15 protein-coding genes, 1 tRNA gene and 1 pseudogene are annotated in these 16,622 nt (G+C 68.5%); 11 read left to right on the top strand and 6 right to left on the bottom strand.

The genetic code is table 11. The features are described 5' to 3' along the window. Positions 1-108: 108 nt before the first annotated feature. A complete protein-coding gene (locus AB0I32_RS19130) occupies positions 109-1,017 on the bottom strand; it encodes an SAF domain-containing protein (RefSeq protein ID WP_357508818.1) in 909 nt (302 codons plus the stop codon). A 175-nt stretch (positions 1,018-1,192) separates the two neighbouring features. On the opposite strand from AB0I32_RS19130, the gene AB0I32_RS19125 reads away from it, so the two are divergent. Next, positions 1,193-1,363 carry a hypothetical protein gene (locus tag AB0I32_RS19125; RefSeq protein ID WP_357508930.1) on the top strand — a complete coding sequence of 57 codons (171 nt, stop codon included), beginning with the start codon at positions 1,193-1,195 and terminating at the stop codon, positions 1,361-1,363. Between the two features lie 14 nt (positions 1,364-1,377). Here AB0I32_RS19125 and AB0I32_RS19120 read toward each other — a convergent pair. Further along, positions 1,378-1,518: pseudogene (locus AB0I32_RS19120) on the bottom strand (FmdB family zinc ribbon protein); the annotation flags it as partial. Positions 1,519-1,838: 320 nt separating this feature from the next. Between AB0I32_RS19120 and AB0I32_RS19115 the strand changes: the two are divergent. Continuing rightward, complete coding sequence (locus AB0I32_RS19115; protein WP_357508924.1) at positions 1,839-4,385, top strand: penicillin acylase family protein; 2,547 nt, start codon at positions 1,839-1,841, stop codon at positions 4,383-4,385. Positions 4,386-4,417: 32 nt separating this feature from the next. On the opposite strand, the gene AB0I32_RS19110 is transcribed toward AB0I32_RS19115, so the two are convergent. After that, positions 4,418-5,068: a 5-formyltetrahydrofolate cyclo-ligase gene (locus tag AB0I32_RS19110; protein ID WP_357453285.1), complete on the bottom strand. Its 651-nt coding sequence runs from the start codon at positions 5,066-5,068 to the stop codon at positions 4,418-4,420. A 227-nt stretch (positions 5,069-5,295) separates the two neighbouring features. On the opposite strand from AB0I32_RS19110, the gene AB0I32_RS19105 reads away from it, so the two are divergent. The 5 genes from AB0I32_RS19105 to AB0I32_RS19085 all read left to right on the top strand — a co-directional run bounded on the left by AB0I32_RS19105 (position 5,296) and on the right by AB0I32_RS19085 (position 9,096). Further along, positions 5,296-5,907 carry a GNAT family protein gene (locus AB0I32_RS19105; RefSeq protein ID WP_357508816.1) on the top strand — a complete coding sequence of 204 codons (612 nt, stop codon included), beginning with the start codon at positions 5,296-5,298 and terminating at the stop codon, positions 5,905-5,907. A 60-nt stretch (positions 5,908-5,967) separates the two neighbouring features. After that, positions 5,968-7,095 carry a hypothetical protein gene (locus AB0I32_RS19100; protein WP_357508814.1) on the top strand — a complete coding sequence of 376 codons (1,128 nt, stop codon included), beginning with the start codon at positions 5,968-5,970 and terminating at the stop codon, positions 7,093-7,095. A gap of 123 nt (positions 7,096-7,218) precedes the next feature. Next, a tRNA-Ala gene (locus AB0I32_RS19095) sits at positions 7,219-7,291 on the top strand. 188 nt (positions 7,292-7,479) lie between these two features. Next, entirely contained in the window at positions 7,480-7,743 is a 264-nt protein-coding gene (locus tag AB0I32_RS19090) for a helix-turn-helix domain-containing protein (RefSeq protein WP_357508812.1), read from the top strand. A gap of 3 nt (positions 7,744-7,746) precedes the next feature. After that, a complete protein-coding gene (locus tag AB0I32_RS19085; RefSeq protein WP_357508810.1) occupies positions 7,747-9,096 on the top strand; it encodes a tyrosine-type recombinase/integrase in 1,350 nt (449 codons plus the stop codon). A 293-nt stretch (positions 9,097-9,389) separates the two neighbouring features. Here the strand turns inward: AB0I32_RS19085 and AB0I32_RS19080 are convergent, their stop codons facing one another. The 3 genes from AB0I32_RS19080 to AB0I32_RS19070 all read right to left on the bottom strand — a co-directional run bounded on the left by AB0I32_RS19080 (position 9,390) and on the right by AB0I32_RS19070 (position 13,439). Next, complete coding sequence (locus tag AB0I32_RS19080) at positions 9,390-10,964, bottom strand: SIR2 family protein (protein ID WP_357508808.1); 1,575 nt, start codon at positions 10,962-10,964, stop codon at positions 9,390-9,392. A 371-nt stretch (positions 10,965-11,335) separates the two neighbouring features. Continuing rightward, complete coding sequence (locus AB0I32_RS19075) at positions 11,336-12,457, bottom strand: ParB N-terminal domain-containing protein (RefSeq protein ID WP_357508806.1); 1,122 nt, start codon at positions 12,455-12,457, stop codon at positions 11,336-11,338. Continuing rightward, entirely contained in the window at positions 12,447-13,439 is a 993-nt protein-coding gene (locus AB0I32_RS19070) for a hypothetical protein (RefSeq protein ID WP_357508804.1), read from the bottom strand. The genes AB0I32_RS19075 and AB0I32_RS19070 overlap by 11 nt, the downstream gene beginning before the upstream one ends. A 108-nt stretch (positions 13,440-13,547) precedes the next feature. Between AB0I32_RS19070 and AB0I32_RS19065 the strand changes: the two genes are divergently transcribed. The 4 genes from AB0I32_RS19065 to AB0I32_RS19050 all read left to right on the top strand — a co-directional run bounded on the left by AB0I32_RS19065 (position 13,548) and on the right by AB0I32_RS19050 (position 16,569). Then, a complete protein-coding gene (locus AB0I32_RS19065; RefSeq protein ID WP_357508922.1) occupies positions 13,548-14,627 on the top strand; it encodes a helix-turn-helix transcriptional regulator in 1,080 nt (359 codons plus the stop codon). Positions 14,628-14,861: 234 nt separating this feature from the next. Continuing rightward, on the top strand, positions 14,862-15,107 hold the full coding sequence (locus AB0I32_RS19060) for a hypothetical protein (protein WP_357508802.1): 246 nt from the start codon (positions 14,862-14,864) through the stop codon (positions 15,105-15,107). Further along, positions 15,104-15,451, top strand: coding sequence for a hypothetical protein (locus AB0I32_RS19055; RefSeq protein WP_357508800.1), 348 nt, complete (start codon positions 15,104-15,106; stop codon positions 15,449-15,451). Before AB0I32_RS19060 ends, AB0I32_RS19055 begins: the two co-directional genes overlap by 4 nt. After that, the gene (locus AB0I32_RS19050) at positions 15,448-16,569 is read left to right on the top strand and encodes an HAD hydrolase family protein (RefSeq protein ID WP_357508798.1); all 1,122 of its coding nucleotides are present in this window, start codon (positions 15,448-15,450) and stop codon (positions 16,567-16,569) included. The genes AB0I32_RS19055 and AB0I32_RS19050 overlap by 4 nt, the downstream gene beginning before the upstream one ends. Positions 16,570-16,622 lie beyond the last annotated feature (53 nt).

Below are 16,622 nucleotides of genomic sequence, written 5' to 3'. Positions count from 1 at the left end.
GTCAAGGATTCTGCGGTTACTTCGAACATTCCGCACCTTGAACGGACATTCTGCCGAATTGCGGCGCTGTTTGCCCCGCTATGCCCGGGCGATAGCGTCCGTACCGCCCTACGGCACCAGTACCGCCGTCACCGCGCCCCAGCCCGAGGCCGCCGACAGCTGCGGCGCGTCCTCCGGGACCACCGCGACGAGCGTGACCGGGCGGTCGCCCTCCGACGCCGGCCCCAGCAGCCCGCCCGCGGCCTCCGGCTCGCGTCCGGCCGGGACGGGCAGTACCAGTGCGCCGCGTGCGAGGTACCGGGGTGCTCCGTCCGGTTCGCTGCCCGACGTCGTACCGGCCAGCAGGTCGATCCGGTCGCCGGGGCGCAGGAGGGCTGCGACGGCGTCGTCGGACAGACGGACCGGGACCACGACGGTGCCGTACGGGGCGGCGGCGGAGACACCGTCGTCCGACACGAGGGTGGCGTGCAGCGGCGCGCCCGCAGGCAGCCCGACGACCGTTGCGCGGCCCAGCAGGCTGCGCACGGTGTGCAGCGCGCCGGGCGGGGCGAGGTCGGCGGCGACGGAGCGCATGACGACGTCGTCCCGGGTGAGCGCGGTGCCTGCCGTGACGGGCCGTGCGGTGACCGCCACGTCGATCGTCGGCGGGGGCGGCGGGCGCAGGAGGTGCACCGTCACCGAGGCCGCGAGACCGAACAGTGCGGCAGCCAGTGCGAAGCGCCAGCGCCACAGGATCCGCCGGGCGCGCCGGAGCGCGGCCGAACGGGAGTCGCCCGGACCCGCCCGGCCCGGACCCGCCCGGCCTGAAAGCGACCGCCCTGGACCGAGCCGACCCGGACCCGCCGGGCCTGTCCGCAGCCGGTGCGGCCGGGTCGGCGGGCCACCCGGGCCCGCCGGTCGGTCGGTGGGCGGAACGGTCCCGACTCCCATGCCCCACGGCGTGCGCACGTCGGGGCCGGAGCCGGGCGGCGAACCGCGGCGTGCGGCCGGTTCGGTGATCGAGTCGAGAAGTCCCATGCCCGCGACGTTATGCAGCAGGGGAGGGGGTGCGGCACCGCCGTCGGGCAGCCTGTGCACAAGGGGCGGAGAACACGGCCTGTGGACGCGCTCGCACCGTTGGCGGACCGTCGAACGGGTCCGCGTCGCAGCCGAGAGAATCCGGCCGCAGGATCAGGCGGAGGCGGCCTTCGGCGTGCTCGACCCGCTCGACGACGAACCAGAGGATCCGGACGACCCCGACGAGGAGGACGAGGCCGACGACCCGGAGGACGAGGACGAGGTGCTCGACGAGCCCGAGGAGGACTCCGACTTGCCCGGCTTCACGGTGCTGGTCGTCGACGTGCTGCGCGAGTCCGTCCGGTAGAAGCCGGAGCCCTTGAAGGTGACGCCCACAGAGCTGAACACCTTTCGCAGCTTGCCCTGGCACTCGGGGCAGACGGTCAGCGAAGAGTCGCTGAACTCCTGGTGGATGTCGAACGCGTGGCCGCAGTCGGCACACCGGTACGCGTAGGTGGGCACGTGCACTCCTCTGGGACATCAGGCCGGGCGGAGCGTCGCGCGCTCACTGGAACCGGCTCTGGCACTCGGGGTTTCCGAGTGCCAATAGTAACGGCCCGGCGGCGGGGGATAGTCCCTGGCTCTCCGGCGTGTGTTCACTCCGGTGCGTTCACGCAAGGACAGGGGCGGGCGGTAGTCTCCAGTGCGTGTCCGCGACCACTGCCGCCGAGCCCGTAGAGCCCGCCGAAACAGCCTCCTCCGACGGTGCGGGACCGACCAAGCCCCGTCGGACTCGTACCACTCGTGTCCGCCAGTTCATCGTTGGCACCGCCGTCATCCTGGTGCTCGTCCTCGTCGCTCTGACGACTTTCGGCTGGCTGACCGCACGCCGGCCGCTCCCGGAGTACTCCGGGGAGATCCAGGTCGAGGGACTGAGCTCCGACGTACGTGTCAGCCGCGACGCCCAGGGCGTCCCGCAGATCTACGCCGACTCGGCGGAGGACCTGTTCCGCGCGCAGGGCTACGTGCACGCGCAGGACCGCTTCTTCGAGATGGACTACCGCCGGCACGTGACCGCGGGCCGCCTGGCCGAGCTCGTGGGCAACAACCCCGACGCGATCCAGGCGGACATGGTCACCCGCACGTTCGGCTGGCGACACGTGGCGGAAGAGGAGTTCAACCTCCTCGACGACACGACGCGCCAGTACCTGCAGGCGTACGCGGACGGCGTCAACGCCTACCTCAAGAACCGCAGCCCTACCGAGACGGCCGTCGAGTACACGGTGCTCGACGTCAGCGTCGAGGTGAACGCCCCGGAGACGTGGGACCCGATCGACTCGCTCGCCTGGCTCAAGGCCATGGCCTGGGACCTGCGCGGCAACTACGACGACGAGCTCGACCGAGCCCTGGCCTACGGCACGCTCAACAATGACGCGTCGCGGGTCGCCGAGCTGTTCCCGGCGTACTCGGGCTCAGGCAACGCGCCGATCCTCGACCCCGCAGAGGTAGGCCTCCCGCAGGCGACCCAGCAGACCCCGGCGACCCAGACGTCGTCGGGCACCGGGGGCGCCTATCAGAGCCCGCATCTCACGGAGGCCCTGGAGTCCGCGCAGCGGGCCCTGGACGCCGTTCCGGTGCAGATCGCGCGCGGCGAGGGCACCGGCTCGAACTCGTGGGTGGTGTCGGGTCAGTACACGGAGTCGGGCAAGCCGCTGCTGGCCAACGACCCGCACCTCGACCTCGCGGCGCCCGGTATCTGGGCACAGGTGGGCCTGCACTGCAACCAGGTCGGCCCGGAGTGCCCCTTCGACGTCTCGGGGTTCTCCTTCTCCGGCTTCCCCGGCGTGATCATCGGGCACAACGCGGACATCTCCTGGGGCCTGACGAACATGGGCGCCGACGTCACCGACTTCTTCATCGAGCGGGTCCGCAACGACACGTACCTGCGCGGCGCGGACCAGTGGGTAGAGATGGAGAAGGAGACCGAGGTGATCCGGGTCGACGGCGGCAGCCCGGTCGACCTCGAGGTCCGGCGGACGGTGCACGGTCCGATCGTCTCGACGGTCATGGACGAGGCCACCATGGACGCCGTGCGCAACTCGCCCACGGAGACCGGCACGGAGCTGGGCCAGTACGAGATCTCGCTGCAGTGGACGGCGCTCCAGCCCGGCCGCACCGCCGACGCCGTGTTCGAGATGAACCGCGCGAAGACCCCCGCGGACATGAAGGCGGCGGCCGCGAAGTTCGAGGTCCCCTCGCAGAACATCGTGTTCGCCACCACGGACGGCCACATCGGCTACCAGGCGCCGGGCAAGATCCCGGTACGGGCCAGCGTGCCCGGCGCCGTGGAGTCCGACGGCGCCTGGCCGCGCCCGGGCTGGGACCCCCGCTACGACTGGACCGGCTACGTGGCTCCGGCGCAGATGCCCGGTGTCGTCGACCCCAAGGAAGGGTTCATCGTCGCGGCCAACCAGGCGGTCCTGCCCAGCGGGTCCGGGCCGTTCATCACCCGCGACTGGGACTACGGGTACCGGTCGGAACGCATCCGCACGCTCATCAGCCAGCGGATCGCCGAGGGCCGCAAGCTCACGGCCGCCGACATGTCGGAGTTCCAGCTGGACCAGTGGAGCGTGTTCGCCGAGACCCTGGTGCCCGTCCTGACCGAGGTCGAGCTCCCGGCGGGCTACGACTCGGACGGGCAGAAGCTCCTGGCCGACTGGGACGACTACTCCATGGACCCGGACTCGGCGGCGGCCGCCTACTTCGCGGCGGTGTGGCGCAACCTCCTGGAGATCACGTTCAACGACGAGCTGCCACAGTCCATGTGGCCCGACGGCGGCAGCCGCTGGCTCGCCGTGATCCAGGGCATGCTCGACAACCCGAACGACGCGTTCTGGGACGACAGGTCGACGGTCGCGGTCGTGGAGAGCCGTGACCAGGTGCTCACCGAGGCACTGGTCAGCGCGCGCCAGGACCTCACCGTCGAGCTGGGCAAGGACACCAGCGACTGGGAGTGGGGCACGCTCCACCAGCTCAAGCTGCGGCACCTGGTGCTCGGCGGGCCCGGCATCCCGACGCCGCTGGCCGCGTACATGAACCCGGCGCCGGTCAAGGTCGGCGGCGGCACCTCCGTCGTGAACGCCACCGCATGGGACGCCGCCAGCGGCAGCTTCGACGTGACGAGCGGTCCGTCGATGCGCATGGTCGTCGACCTCGCGGACCTCGACGCCTCCACCTGGGTGGTGGTGACCGGCACGTCCGCGCACCCGGCGTCCGCGCACTACGACGACCAGCTCGAGGCATGGGCGACGGGGGAGACCTTCCCGTGGCCGTCCAGCCCCGAGGCGGTGGCTGCCGCGCAGCAGGACGAGCTGACCCTCACCCCGTGAGGTAGGCCGCCTGCTCGGCGGGAGGCAGGGGCCTAGCTCCCGCCGAGCAGGCGCCAGTCGGTCGTCGTCGCGACGGCGTCCACGCGGATGTCGTGCTCCTCGAGCGGGAGCGGATGGTCCGCGGCGTCGTACACCTCTTCCGGGAAGACGACGGCGATCACCTTCGCCCCCGGTCGCAGGTGGGTGAGCGCACGGTCGTACCAGCCACCGCCCTGCCCGAGCCGCACCCCACGGGTGTCGACCGCGATAGCCGGCGCCAGGACGACGTCGGCCAGCTTGATGGCGTCGGTGCCCAGCGTGGCGCCACCCGGCTCGGGCGGACGGCCCGGTGCACGTTCGAGGAGGTCGTGCGAGCCGGTGTAGTCGGCCCAGTCGCGGGCCAGGCCGGCCCCGAGCACGGGAAGCAGCACGCGGACCCCGCGGTCCATGAGGCGGTCCAAGAGCGGCAGCATGCCGGGTTCGGCGCTCCGCGCCGCGTAGGCCGCAACACAGCCCGCGTCGCGAACGTCGGGAATTGACTCGATGATGTCCGCTAGCGATTCAGCCGCCTGAGCCCGTTGCCGGGCCGACCGGTGGCCGCGTTGTGCGCGGATCGCGCGGCGGAGCTCTTCCTTGGCGTCACCTGTCTCCATCCCGGGTATGACGGGGTAAGGCTGTGGCGTCGGAACAGAGATGCCGCTCATGACCGCTATTGTGCCAAGACTCCGAGACAAGATTGTTACGAACAGCGTACGAAGAAGGCGAGAACATGACCGAGCGGCTGCTCGACGGGTCCTGCACCACCGAGCGTGGTAGACCCGCTCCAACGCCGGGATTCGTCTTGGAACGTGGCAAGGGGCGAACGATGATGCCGTCGAGCAGGTCGGACGTGCCAGAAGGCACGACGGGAAAGTTTGTTAAGGGGTGGACGGTGGCCAAGCCATGGCCGGTGACGCTGCGTGAGGACACGTCGGCAGGTGCGGTCGTACTGCGCCCCCTCCGGCGGAGGGACGCGACCGAATGGTCCCGGCTCCGGGCCGAGAACGCGGCCTGGCTGGAGCGCTGGGAGGCGACGGCGCCCGGTGCGAACCGGTACATCGCCTCGACGTTCGGCGAGTACGTGCGCTCGCTCTCCGCGCAGGCCCGCGCCGGGACGACGCTTCCCTTCGGGGTGGAGCTCGACGGCGCGCTCGTGGGGCAGCTGACGGTCTCCTCCATCACCTGGGGGTCGATGTGCTCGGCGAGCATCGGGTACTGGGTGAGCGAGAGCGTGGCCGGCCGGGGCGTCATCCCCACGGGCGTCGCGATGGCCACCGACTACGCGTTCTTCCTGGGGCTGCACCGCATCGAGATCAACATCCGGCCCGAGAACAAGCCGAGCCTTCGTGTGGTCGAGAAGCTGGGGCTGCGGGACGAGGGCGTGCGCGAGCGCTTCCTGCACATCCAGGGTCAGTGGCGGGACCACCGAACCTTCGCGGTCACCCGCGAGGAGGTCCCGGAAGGGCTGCTGGCGCGCTGGCAGCGCCTGCGGGACGCGCCCTGACGGCAGGACACGCCGCGCGCGGTGACGCTGGGCGCGGCAATGCTCGCCTAACGTCGTGTCGTGGAATCGACTGCAGGACTGACAGCCGCAGCGCTGTTCGTCCTGTGGCTGGGCTACTGGCTACCAAGCCTGGTGCGTTACCGGTCAGAGCTCGCCGACTCGCGGGTGACCGACCGGTTCTCGGCAGGGCTGCGCATCGTCGCGATGAGCGGCTCCGGACGGAAAGGAGGGGCGATGGTTACTGACGGCAAGCCGCGGGGGACCGGGCAGGGTGTGCCGCGCGTCGCCCGCCCGACTCCGAAGGGGCACCCACTCCAGATCATGGTTCGTGGCCGCCCGCTGACGGCGGAGCGCATCCGCCGGGTCGAGCGGCGCGCGCGACGGGCCGCGCGTGCCCGACGTCGTCTCATCGTCTCCGCGTTCCTGCTGGTGTGCAGCATCGCTGCCTGGGTGCTCGTCGGTCTCGACCGGGTGCACTGGGGCATGGCCGTCGCGCCGTCGGGCATGTTGCTGTTCGTGCTGTTCCTGGGCCGCCGTGCGGCACGGGCGGCACGGCGGGCGGACGCCCGGTGGCAGGCGACCGTGCGGGCGGCGCGGCAGCGTGCCACGCAGGCTCGCGTCCTCGCGAACGGCGGGCCCTACGCGCCACGAAACCGGGCGCAGGTCACCGGTCTGGCGACCCACGGCTCGAGCACGCAGACGCAGGCGATCCCACGGGTCGTCCGCAAGGACGTGCTCGACGAGATCCTCGACGGCCCAGCGAAGCCGAAGGTCATCGAGGTGCCCGTCGAGGACGAGGCGCCGGCGGAGCGTCCGGTGGAGGCCAAGGAGCCGGCGAAGCGGGACCAGCTGCCGAGCGGGCGCGCCTGGGACCCCGTGCCGGTTCCGCTGCCCACCTACGTGACCAAGCCGGCGGCGCCGCAGCGCCAGCCGGCGGCACTTCCCGCCTCGTCGACGGTGCCAAGGGGCTCGGCAACGTCCTCCGGTGCGACGGCGGGCGCCCCGGGCCAGCAGCCGGGGTCCGGTGCGGTGCTGCCGCCGTCGATCCCCGTGTCCGGCTCCGCGCGGGTCGGGGGCGACCCTGTTGCCGAGGACGAGCTCATGCGGGGCGAGCCGCCGCGCATGAAGTCCGAGACGCTGGGCAAGCCGCTGGAGGAGATCCTGGCGCGCCGCCGGGCGGCCGGATGACGTTGCTGGTCGGCTGGGGGACGCCGCTGGTCGAGGTCGCGCGGGTCACGTACCCGTGACCCGCGCGACACCGGAAGAAGTTGCGGATCACCTGAGGTGAAGTGCTACTCTTCTGCAGTCCGAGGGGCTATGGCGCAGTTGGTAGCGCGCTTCGTTCGCAATGAAGAGGTCGGGGGTTCGAATCCCCCTAGCTCCACCCGGTGAAGGCCGCTGAACCGCTCGAAAGAGCAGGTCAGCGGCCTTCGACGTTCCTCGCAGGGCACCTAGAGAAGGAATGGTGCAACGAGGATGACACGGTTCGTGACACGGTTTGAGCGCCCACGGGTGCCGCTCAGTGCCCATGGTTCGAGGTGGCTCAAGGTGGCCGCTGGACTCATGAGAGGTATGAGCGCAGAGCCCGAGGAACCACTGGACCGCACCCCGATGTGGACCCTCGACGAGCTCTGCGCGTTCGTGCGTACGACCCCCGCCACGGTCCACACGTGGCGCAAGCACGGCAGGGCTCCCAAGGCGTACAAGATCGGCCGACACCTGCTGTTCGCGGAGGCCGACATTCGAGCCTGGCTGAAGGCGTGCGCTGAGGCTGCCGAGGGTGCGGACGACACCACCGATGGTCCGGGTGCGGGCACCGACGGGTCGGGGTGGTGAGCCATGGGCAAGCACAAGCTGGAGCCGGGCGAGCACGGCGAGATCTTTCTTCAGCGGACCGGCCCGAACACGTGGCGTGGGCGCACGCGGTTGTGCCTGTGGGACGGCTCGGAGACGTGGGTGTCTCGCAACGCGTCGGACGAGGATGTAGCTCGGCTGAAGGTCCAAAAGGGGGTCGTGGAGCGGTTGAGCGCGGCCCGCGGCTCGGACGACCTGAAGCCCACCTCGAAGCTCGGCGTGGCGTGCAGGCAGTGGGTTGCCGAGATGCGAGTGCGTTCGGAGTGGCCGCGCCCGCCGATCCGTCCACAGACTGTGGACGAGTACGAGCGGCTGCTGGGCAACCACGTGGTGCCGAGGCTGGGCAAGCGTCGGTTGAACGAGCTCACTCCCGCCCTGTGCCAGGCGTTCCTGGACGGGATCGTGAAGCTGGGAAAGTCCACGGAGCGTCAGGCCAAGGGGCAGGAGATGGTGACCACCACGCTGCAGGTACGTTCCGCGCTGTGCATGGTGCTTGATCGCGCGGTGGTGCATGACGCCATTCGGGACAACCCGATGCGCAAGACGATCGCACCCCAGAGGAAGAAGCCGGACCCCAAGGCGATGACAGTGATGGACGTCTACCGCTTGCGGGCCGCGGTCCGGGCATGGGAGAAGGACCGAGAGGGCCAGCCCGGGCCGAAGCCGACGGGGCACCTGCCCGCCGCGATCGATGTGATGCTCGGGACCGGGATGCGCATCGGTGAGGTGATGGCGCTGCGCTGGGGCGAGGTGAACCTGTCCCCGGACGGGCTGCCGACGATCGCCGTGGAAGCGACCCTGACGGACGTGAAGGGGCAGGGCACGGTGCGCCAGCCCAAGCCCAAGACCGATGCGGGGGAGCGGGTCATCATCATCCCGCCGTTCGTCGTGGAGTCGCTGGAACAGATCCGCCCCGCAGTGACGAGCGCAGACATGCCGGTATTTCCCTCACGCCGGTTAAAGGACAAGCGAGTGAGGGAACAGACGACCGCCAATCTGCGCCGCACCCTCCGGTCCGCGCTGGCTCTGGCGAAGATGACCGGCGAGGTGCGTCCACACCTGCTGCGCTCCACAGCTGCGACCTTCGTCGCGCGGCGGATGCGGGCGGCGGACGCGGCGGCATTGCTGGGCCACAAGATTGATGCCGGGGTTACCGGGAGGCACTACATCGAGCGGCTGCGCCTGGCACCGGATACGTCGGCGGTGCTGCAGGAGATGGTCGACATCGGCAAGGAAGAAGCGGTGAAGACCACGCAGGGCAGGGCCGCTAATCAGACCGCCGCGGGACAGCGGGCGCGTTCAGTCGCTACCAGATCGGAGGCTGTCCCTCGTTGACGACGCGACCTTGCGCTCCGGTGGGTTTCTGGCGCCGGAGCGCAGCCTGGCGATCGAGGTGGGCAACCTCGCATTCCCGCGCGAGGAGCCGTGTGTATATGCCTGATGGGAGGTTTCACTGCGCGATCTCGCAGTGGCGTAGACGGTGTCGCCGTCGATCGTCTGCCTTGGCTGCCGGCCAGGTAGTCGGACATGGCCCCGCCGCCGTCTCGGGCGAGCATCGATGCGAACGTCCAGACCATGGTGGCGTGCAGAAGTGGTCTGCGACCACATGAAGTTGCCGGGTTCCGCAGTCAATCACACCGCTCGGCCCCAAGGGAAACCCTGAAGTCCGCGATTCTTGCAGAATCAACCGGATATCCGCGGATTTTCACAAACGTGTTGGCTAGATTTGATGGTGCTGCATAGATTACGAGTTCTTCGTTTTTGCGCCACCGGTCCACAGATACTCGCCGGTTCGCAAGCGTCCTGGCCGTTTCAAGCGAGTTGTACGCGTGCTGAGAGGTAGCTACGGCAATATTGTGGGTCCTGCTTTGTCCGCTGTCGGTCTCCTCGACGTTCGCGATCAGGCCAAAGATGTCAGGAGTCTCGAGTCGGAGGCAAATGCGCACAAGATTGGACTCTTGCCCCAGGTCCTCCACTTGCACCTGAGCGGATGCCGATGCGGCGCCTCCTTGCAGTGGATGTAATGCTGCACTGAGCCCTGTGGCCGCGATTTCCACGATGGGGGCGAGCCGTGGCGCGCGATGCAGACGCGAGTCTGCGCCATACGCTTTGAGGATCGCTGCTGCAAACTCACCAGGGTTTAACGGGTCCCAGCCCGGGTCCACGATGCTGATTGTCCTGTCGATGTCCCCAAGCATCCAGTTTCGGATGACGGCATTTATGTGGGCGTCACCAAACGAGTACCCAATGACCGCAAGATGTGTCGCACGGTCGAGTGCGTCCTCGGCGCCACGTAGGAGTGCGAGTGTGGGCCCATCAGTGGCAAGTTTCTCTCGCTCGCCCACGACGATCCAAGGTGCACGCAACCCATCCGCACCGACTCTCTTCTCGTCGGTGGTTGCCAATTCAATGGCTGGTGCTGACGTTTGGTCTCCTTGAGACCGCTGAACCCAATCGAGCGACCCGTGCAGCTTATACAAGTTGATGCGGCCGTCCTCGGGGCTCCATATGAGTCGCCGTCCCGGTTGCCAGCGCTCAATGCCGCAGTCAATTGCTGTAGCGGTCTCTGAGCACATCTTCTCGACCGACAGGTCATAATTGAGTGTGAGGACGTCGAGTCCTCCGCGCTGCTCCCTTGCAAGAGCCGCCAGCGGGGTCAAATATGATACGGATTCGATTCGACCGAGCATGACGGAAAGGTCATTTAGCAAGTGCCGCTCGGCTTCTTCGAATGCGGTCGACACCCCACCGCCCGCCACGGACCGGGCGATATCTGCGATTGCGTCAAGCATCGGCCTCTCGGCGAAGACCGCGTTCTTCGTTACGGCCTCGTTGACAGCTTTGACTGCATTTCGACCGAGCGAGCGGTCCAGCTCAACCGTTCCGACACCGAGCGCGCCAGGTTTCCAGGAGGCGACGAACGGGGCGACTTCGTGGCCCTTCGCGTCTTGGAGAAGTCTCAGAGCGGAAATCAAGCGTTCGATATTTACCGCTTGTCGTGGATTGCTTCCGTCCTCGGATTGGTATCCGACCATGGCGCCGTAGACGAAGTTCAGTGCTCTGACCCAACCGGGCGCGCGATGCATGGATCGATCCGCCGAGTTGGCGCGATCGATGAGGTCTCCTGCGAGTTGGAACGTTAGCGGGAGGCCAGCGTCGGCCGACGCGCCTGCACCCAGCAACACAGCTGTGCGAGCTTCCATGACACTGATGGTGCCGCCTTCGGAGATGGGCGTCCCCTGCGACACCCAGCTGCAGCTGGATCTCACCCGGCCCGATCTCGCACGTCAAGGGTTGACGTCGCTACTGGGCGCTCCACAGCCGACTTCGCCGACGCTAGGTTCTGTCTCTTCTCCCATTGGGTGTGGATGATGCGAGGCGTAATGGAATTGGGTGACCGGCCCGTTGCCGAGAGGGCAAGCGGCATGAGTCGTGCATCGAGGAGATACGCAGCAGCGGCAGGGTTCGCGGAGTGCAAGGCGGTACCGCTAGGCCAGTACGCAGCCAAGCATTGGTGATCGCGGCTTGGTCGCCGGCCTGCCTGGAACTTCGAACGAGCGCATCGAGGGGTTGGTTACCAGAGCGGGGGCTGTCTTCCATTGACGATGGAGTCCTGTGCTCTGGTGGGTTTCTGACGCTGGAACGCTGGGTGGCGCTTGTGGCGGGCGGCGTGGATGCGGGCACAGAGGTGGTCGAGGCGTTCGCTTGCGTGGTGCAGATGGGCAAGTTCGCTGCTGTCCACGGTCGCAGCTAGTGCATCGGTGTCGGCAAGTTTGATCCACTCGTCGAGGTCAGCGACGAGCGCGGCGAGCGGCCGCGCTGTAACCGACTCCGTTGCCTTGCTGCGGGACGGGGACGTCGTAGTGCGTGGTGTCCGTGGTAGGGCGAGAGCTGCTTGCGCGATGGCGGCCAGCTCAGCAGGTTCGTCCTCCCGATCGCTTGTCGGGGCCTCAGTGTCAGTGGCGTTGTGCTCGGCGATCGCCGAGCGGATCTGCTTCCACTGCTTCTCGGGAGAGGCGGCGTTGGTAGTGATGTCGTGCCAGGCGGACTTGGCTAGGGCACGGATGTGTTCGGGCATGCCCGGGTCGTCGCGGGTGTCCTTGATCCGTCCGGTGTGTTCGAGGCGGGTGTAGGACTTGGTCCCGGTAACCATCTGCGCGGCCTTGGCACGTGCGTCCCCGCGCTGACCCGGAACGGGCTCGTCCTGTCGCGGTGCCGTCGATTCGGCGGGACCGTTGTCGTCCCTTTTGCCCCTGCTGTTGGCGTTGCCGTCCTTCCAATCTGCGTTGCTCGAGTTCTTGGTGGTGTTGAAGCGGGTGGCGTTCTGCCGGAGGGCGGCTTGTTCGGTCTCGGCGGCCTTGTACTCGCGGTACAACTCTTCGGCGGTCTCTAGGGGTAGAGGCTCGCGGATGGTGTTCTCGTCGTGTTCGGCGATCAGATCGCGCAGCGCGGACGATGCGCGGCGTACGTATACCGGCACGGTCTTCCAGCCGAGGAGCTTGACGGCTTCAAGGCGTCGCCACCCGCACAGCAGCAAACCGTCGGGTGTGACGGTCAGGGGGCACAGCAGTCCGGCACGACGGATCGAGTCACACAGCGCCTGGAGGTCGCCGAGCTCGCGCCGGTGCCGATGCCCGACGGTGATGGAGTCGACGGCGCGGTCCATACGGAGCCCGTCAGAGTCGTCATGCAGCATGGCCGGCTTCCTCTTGGTCGACGTGGTGATCGAGGTGGTGTGGCGGGGTCAGGTCGTGCGCGTCCTGCGTGATCACCTGGTGCGCGGTGTCGCCCGCCAGTAGGCGGTGCAGCAGGCCGTTGCGGGTCGGGGTGCCCAGTACGGCCGAGACGAGACGTGTCCAGGTGCGCTGGTCGATATCCAGTGCTGCCGCCGGTTGGCGGTCCTTGCGCAGCCGCTCCCTCGCCGCGGGCACTCCATCGGCTGCTGTCAGAGTCGTGGTGATGTGCTCCAGCCCGAGCCTGGCCACGTCGTCTGGCCACCCAACCGCGACAAGGACCGCGACCGTCGCCTGGATCGCGGCGCGGACCCGAGTGACGGCCTTGGCTGTGGCCGGGTTGAGATCGCCCGCTGTCGGAACATCCGACCGTGTCGTCGCCAGCGCGAGTTCAAGCCAGGGCATCGGCTCGCCCGCAGGCGTCGCGTTCGGCGCGGAGGGGTCGCCGATGCGCCATGCCGGTGGTAGGTCGGTGCGGGCCATCATGCGACGGGCCCGGTCCCGGGAGCACAGCAGCTCGTCGGCACGGGCTTCCGCTCGGAGTGTGCGGGCCACCGCTGTCGTGACCACCGCCCATGGGTTCTCGGCGCGCCGTACAGCTGGGTTGCGGAGCGCTTCGAAAGCTGCGACCGCCGCATCGTGCTCGGAGAGATGATGCTTACGCGCCAAGTTCCGGTACCGGTCGGCGCAGAACAGCAACAGCTCTGCTGCCTCCGGGATCGTTGCCCACGCGTGAACTCCCGCCTCGGCGATGCGGTCGAGCAGCGCCCGGAGCCCTTCTGGCGTCGCGAATTCTGGCTGAGACCCGGCGCGGCTCGGGCCTTCGCGGTTGGCAGGAACGGGCTCGGCAGTACCGTCCGGGCGCGAAAGAACCTTGGCGGGCTGGGATTCGGGGTGGCGGTCCGGCCCTGCCGTCCGAACCGCGCCCGTCGTGTCGTCGCTCATCATCGGTCCCCAGCCACGGCCTGCATCGGCGAACCACGGCTTGTGTACCACGGTAGATCCTAGATCTAGAATGTGCAATACCTGCACACCCAAGCCCCGGGTGTTGTGATGGTGCACTCTCCAGATAGCCTGACGCTCATGGGACAACCGACTGAGCCCGAGCGCCCCGACTTGGGCGCCGGAACCAGCCAGCCTGCTGGCGCGCGCATGCACGACGGTGGTCAGGCATGGTCGAGCTCCTGGACCGCGGGCATCGGGGAGCGCCTGCGCTCAGCTCGCCGGGCCGCCGGGTTGACGACGCAGCAGGTCGCCGACCGCACCGCCGCGCTGGGCTACCCCATGGCTCGAGCGAGCATCGCGAACCTGGAGACCAGGCCCCGGGAGAAGATCTATCTGCAGGACGTCACCGTGCTCGCCGCAGCCCTCGGAGTCTCACCCATTGAGGTGCTGTACCCGCTGGAGGTCAGCACCGTCCCGACTGCCACACCTACGCCTGTTGGCGTGGTCCGCCGCGGCGTACTGAAGAACACCAGCACCCAGACACTGCCTGGCCACACCGAACGCACTCCGGTCGCCGCCGCGTGGTTCACCGGCGGATACGGCAGAGTCCTAGAAGCACGCCTGGCGGCCATCACCGCCTACGGCAGATTCGAAGCCCGCGGCCAGCTCCTTGCGATGCTCATCGACGAAGAAGAAGCCGGCGCTCTAGAAGCCAGAGCCCACGCCGCTGGAGCACCCGCACCTGCTCAGTTCATGAGCGTGCTGCGGATGGAGGTCTACGACCTCGCGCGATGGGCCCTCGACGCGATAGCTGCCCACCAGCACCTCGCAGCCAAGGTTGGTGACACCAGGCCGGCGGTCGGCGACGAAGAACGCGAGATCGCCGAGCACATTGCAGCTACGCCCCCGGCTGGGTACATCGAGGACCCGTACGAACGGCCCTACGTGCACGGAGTGCTGACCATCGGTGCCCCCGAACCCGGAGCCACACCCTTCTACCTCCAGGACGACCCTGAAGACCGCTGGACCCCACCTGACCTCACTCGGCCAGCCACCGCGTTCGAGGCCACCTCACAGGAGCCGTCACCGCGAATCACGCCCAAGCCGCGCAGGGCCGAACCCTGGCCTTCGCCAGCCGGCCCACCCCGTGGGCGCGACAGCGGAGGCATCGAAGCGCCCGGGCTTTAGGCACATCGCCGTTCAGTTCAAAGGGGTCCAAAACGCCGTGCTCAAGAGCGCGGTGAAAGCCGGTGCGACAAGGGTGCGTCACGAGCGCGTCCGGCGTGCGCTACAGATGAGTTGGTGTTCTGGGTTCGATGGGAAAGGTACGAGAGCCCGCGCTCCCAGCGGGCTCGCACCAAACCCGGAGCGTGAACCATGCAGGCCCAGACCAGACCCCCAGCCCGCGAGTCGCTGCCCGGCATGTTCGACGCCCTCATCGAGATCCTGGAGACCCTCGGCGAAGAACGCGTCGCAGGCCTGACGATCCTGCGTGGATCGTTACGGATCGAGCCGTCCCGGCTGTCCGACGGCGAGGCCATCGCTCGTGAGCTCGGACTGACCGAAGGCGTCGTCCAACGCCTGGCCACACCCGCCGTTGCTGACTGGTCCGGCACCGTTGCCGGGCTGGAATGCCACGTCCGCTCGCTGGCAGGGACTGTCCGATGACCGGCCCACGCCCCATCGCACTCGGATACGTCGCGGCACGGACCACGCTCGAGATCGACCACCAGCTTCGCGAGGTTGCCGACTACGTGGCAGCGGAAGGACTGGCCCTGGCGGAAATTCTTGACGATAGGCGGGACGGGCTGACGATCAGCCAGGTCACCCAAGCTGCCCGCGCCCATGGCGCGAACGTTGTCGTGGTCCCGTCCGACGCGCGGCTCGCCGAGGCGTACACCCGGTTGGCCTATGAGCTGGAACGCCACGGCATGCGCTGCATCTTGTTGGGTGACGCGCACCCGGTGACGCACCACGGACGCGTCCTGGCCGGCCTTGGGAGCCGGTCATGATCGCCGTCGGTTGCCGCGCGAGCGTGCTCGTTGCGCTCGATGTCGACGGGACCGTCATGTCGTCTGACGGCGCCATCGCTGCTGCTGTCCATCGTTCGATCGGGCTGGTACGTGCGGCGGGACATCAGGTCGTGCTCGCGACAGGACGGTCTCTTGCCGGTGTGTTGCCGGTTGCCGAGCGTCTGGGCCTGGCCGACGGGCATGTCGTGTGCTCGAACGGGGCTATGACGATCCGCCTGGACCCGAGCGCGCCGGGTGGGTACCGGTTCGTCCGCAGCGAGTTGTTCGACGCGACCGCTGTGATCCGTCGCGTCCTAGAGCTTGAGCCCGCAGCCCGGATCGCGGTGGAGGAACCGGGCTGGGGGTGGCTGGTCAACGCGATGTTCGAGCCGGGGCAGGTCAACGGTGAGCAGAAGACCGCCTCCGTCGCCGATCTGTGCTCCAGCCCCGCCACGCGCGTAGCGCTGGCAGCGCCACACGTCGCGAGGCACCTCGACGCACTGCGAGCGACCGGCGCCACCATCACTCGCGCGGGGGAGTCCTGGCTGGACGCAACCGGGCCGGGAACCACCAAGGCGACTGCGCTCGAAGCCCTCCGGGAGAGTTACGGCATCCCGCGGCAAGCGACGGTCGCCGTCGGCGACTCGGAGAACGACCTCGAAGCACTGGCATGGGCCGGGCGGGGGATCAGCATGGGCCACGCGCCGTCAGCCGTGCGCGATGTCGCGGACGAGATCACCGGCACGATAGACGAGCACGGGGTGGCGACAGCGCTCAGTTCGCTACTGCCGGACGTCAACACGACAGGTCTGCCTGATCTTGCTGCCCAGCTCGCCATCGCTGTGGAGTCGGCACCGGGCGTAGCCAAGGTGCGGGTCTGGCACGGGCCCGGTGCCGAGCTAGCGGGAGCCGAGGTCCATTCCGCTGTCGCTCGAACCTGGGCCCGCCGCGCCCCGATCCCCGCCGCCGTCGGCAGCACGATGCTGGGCCTCACCGCCGCCGCCGCCCAGGCCGGTCTTGCGTACCCGTCCACGGACCTTGGACTACGTGCTTGCTGGACCAGGACCGAACACGACAACGGCCCGACCTTCTACGAGCTGCCGCTCTGGCAGCGATGAACTCACCTCCGGATACCCCGATCCGGAGGTGAGGCCGCACACCGCCGTGCGGA

It is taken from the genome of Promicromonospora sp. NPDC050249, assembly GCF_040656015.1.
In the GTDB taxonomy this organism is placed as follows: domain Bacteria; phylum Actinomycetota; class Actinomycetes; order Actinomycetales; family Cellulomonadaceae; genus Promicromonospora.
This window is presented reverse-complemented; position numbering and strand designations above follow the sequence as displayed.

Coding starts and splice junctions, on each gene's coding strand:
- AB0I32_RS19130 (WP_357508818.1), bottom strand. CDS start 1,017: ATGGGACTTCTCGACTCGATCACCGAACCGGCCGCACGCCGCGGTTCG.
- AB0I32_RS19110 (WP_357453285.1), bottom strand. CDS start 5,068: ATGAGCGGCATCTCTGTTCCGACGCCACAGCCTTACCCCGTCATACCC.
- AB0I32_RS19090 (WP_357508812.1), top strand. CDS start 7,480: ATGAGCGCAGAGCCCGAGGAACCACTGGACCGCACCCCGATGTGGACC.
- AB0I32_RS19085 (WP_357508810.1), top strand. CDS start 7,747: ATGGGCAAGCACAAGCTGGAGCCGGGCGAGCACGGCGAGATCTTTCTT.
- AB0I32_RS19080 (WP_357508808.1), bottom strand. CDS start 10,964: ATGGAAGCTCGCACAGCTGTGTTGCTGGGTGCAGGCGCGTCGGCCGAC.
- AB0I32_RS19075 (WP_357508806.1), bottom strand. CDS start 12,457: ATGCTGCATGACGACTCTGACGGGCTCCGTATGGACCGCGCCGTCGAC.
- AB0I32_RS19070 (WP_357508804.1), bottom strand. CDS start 13,439: ATGAGCGACGACACGACGGGCGCGGTTCGGACGGCAGGGCCGGACCGC.
- AB0I32_RS19065 (WP_357508922.1), top strand. CDS start 13,548: ATGGTGCACTCTCCAGATAGCCTGACGCTCATGGGACAACCGACTGAG.
- AB0I32_RS19060 (WP_357508802.1), top strand. CDS start 14,862: ATGTTCGACGCCCTCATCGAGATCCTGGAGACCCTCGGCGAAGAACGC.
- AB0I32_RS19055 (WP_357508800.1), top strand. CDS start 15,104: ATGACCGGCCCACGCCCCATCGCACTCGGATACGTCGCGGCACGGACC.
- AB0I32_RS19050 (WP_357508798.1), top strand. CDS start 15,448: ATGATCGCCGTCGGTTGCCGCGCGAGCGTGCTCGTTGCGCTCGATGTC.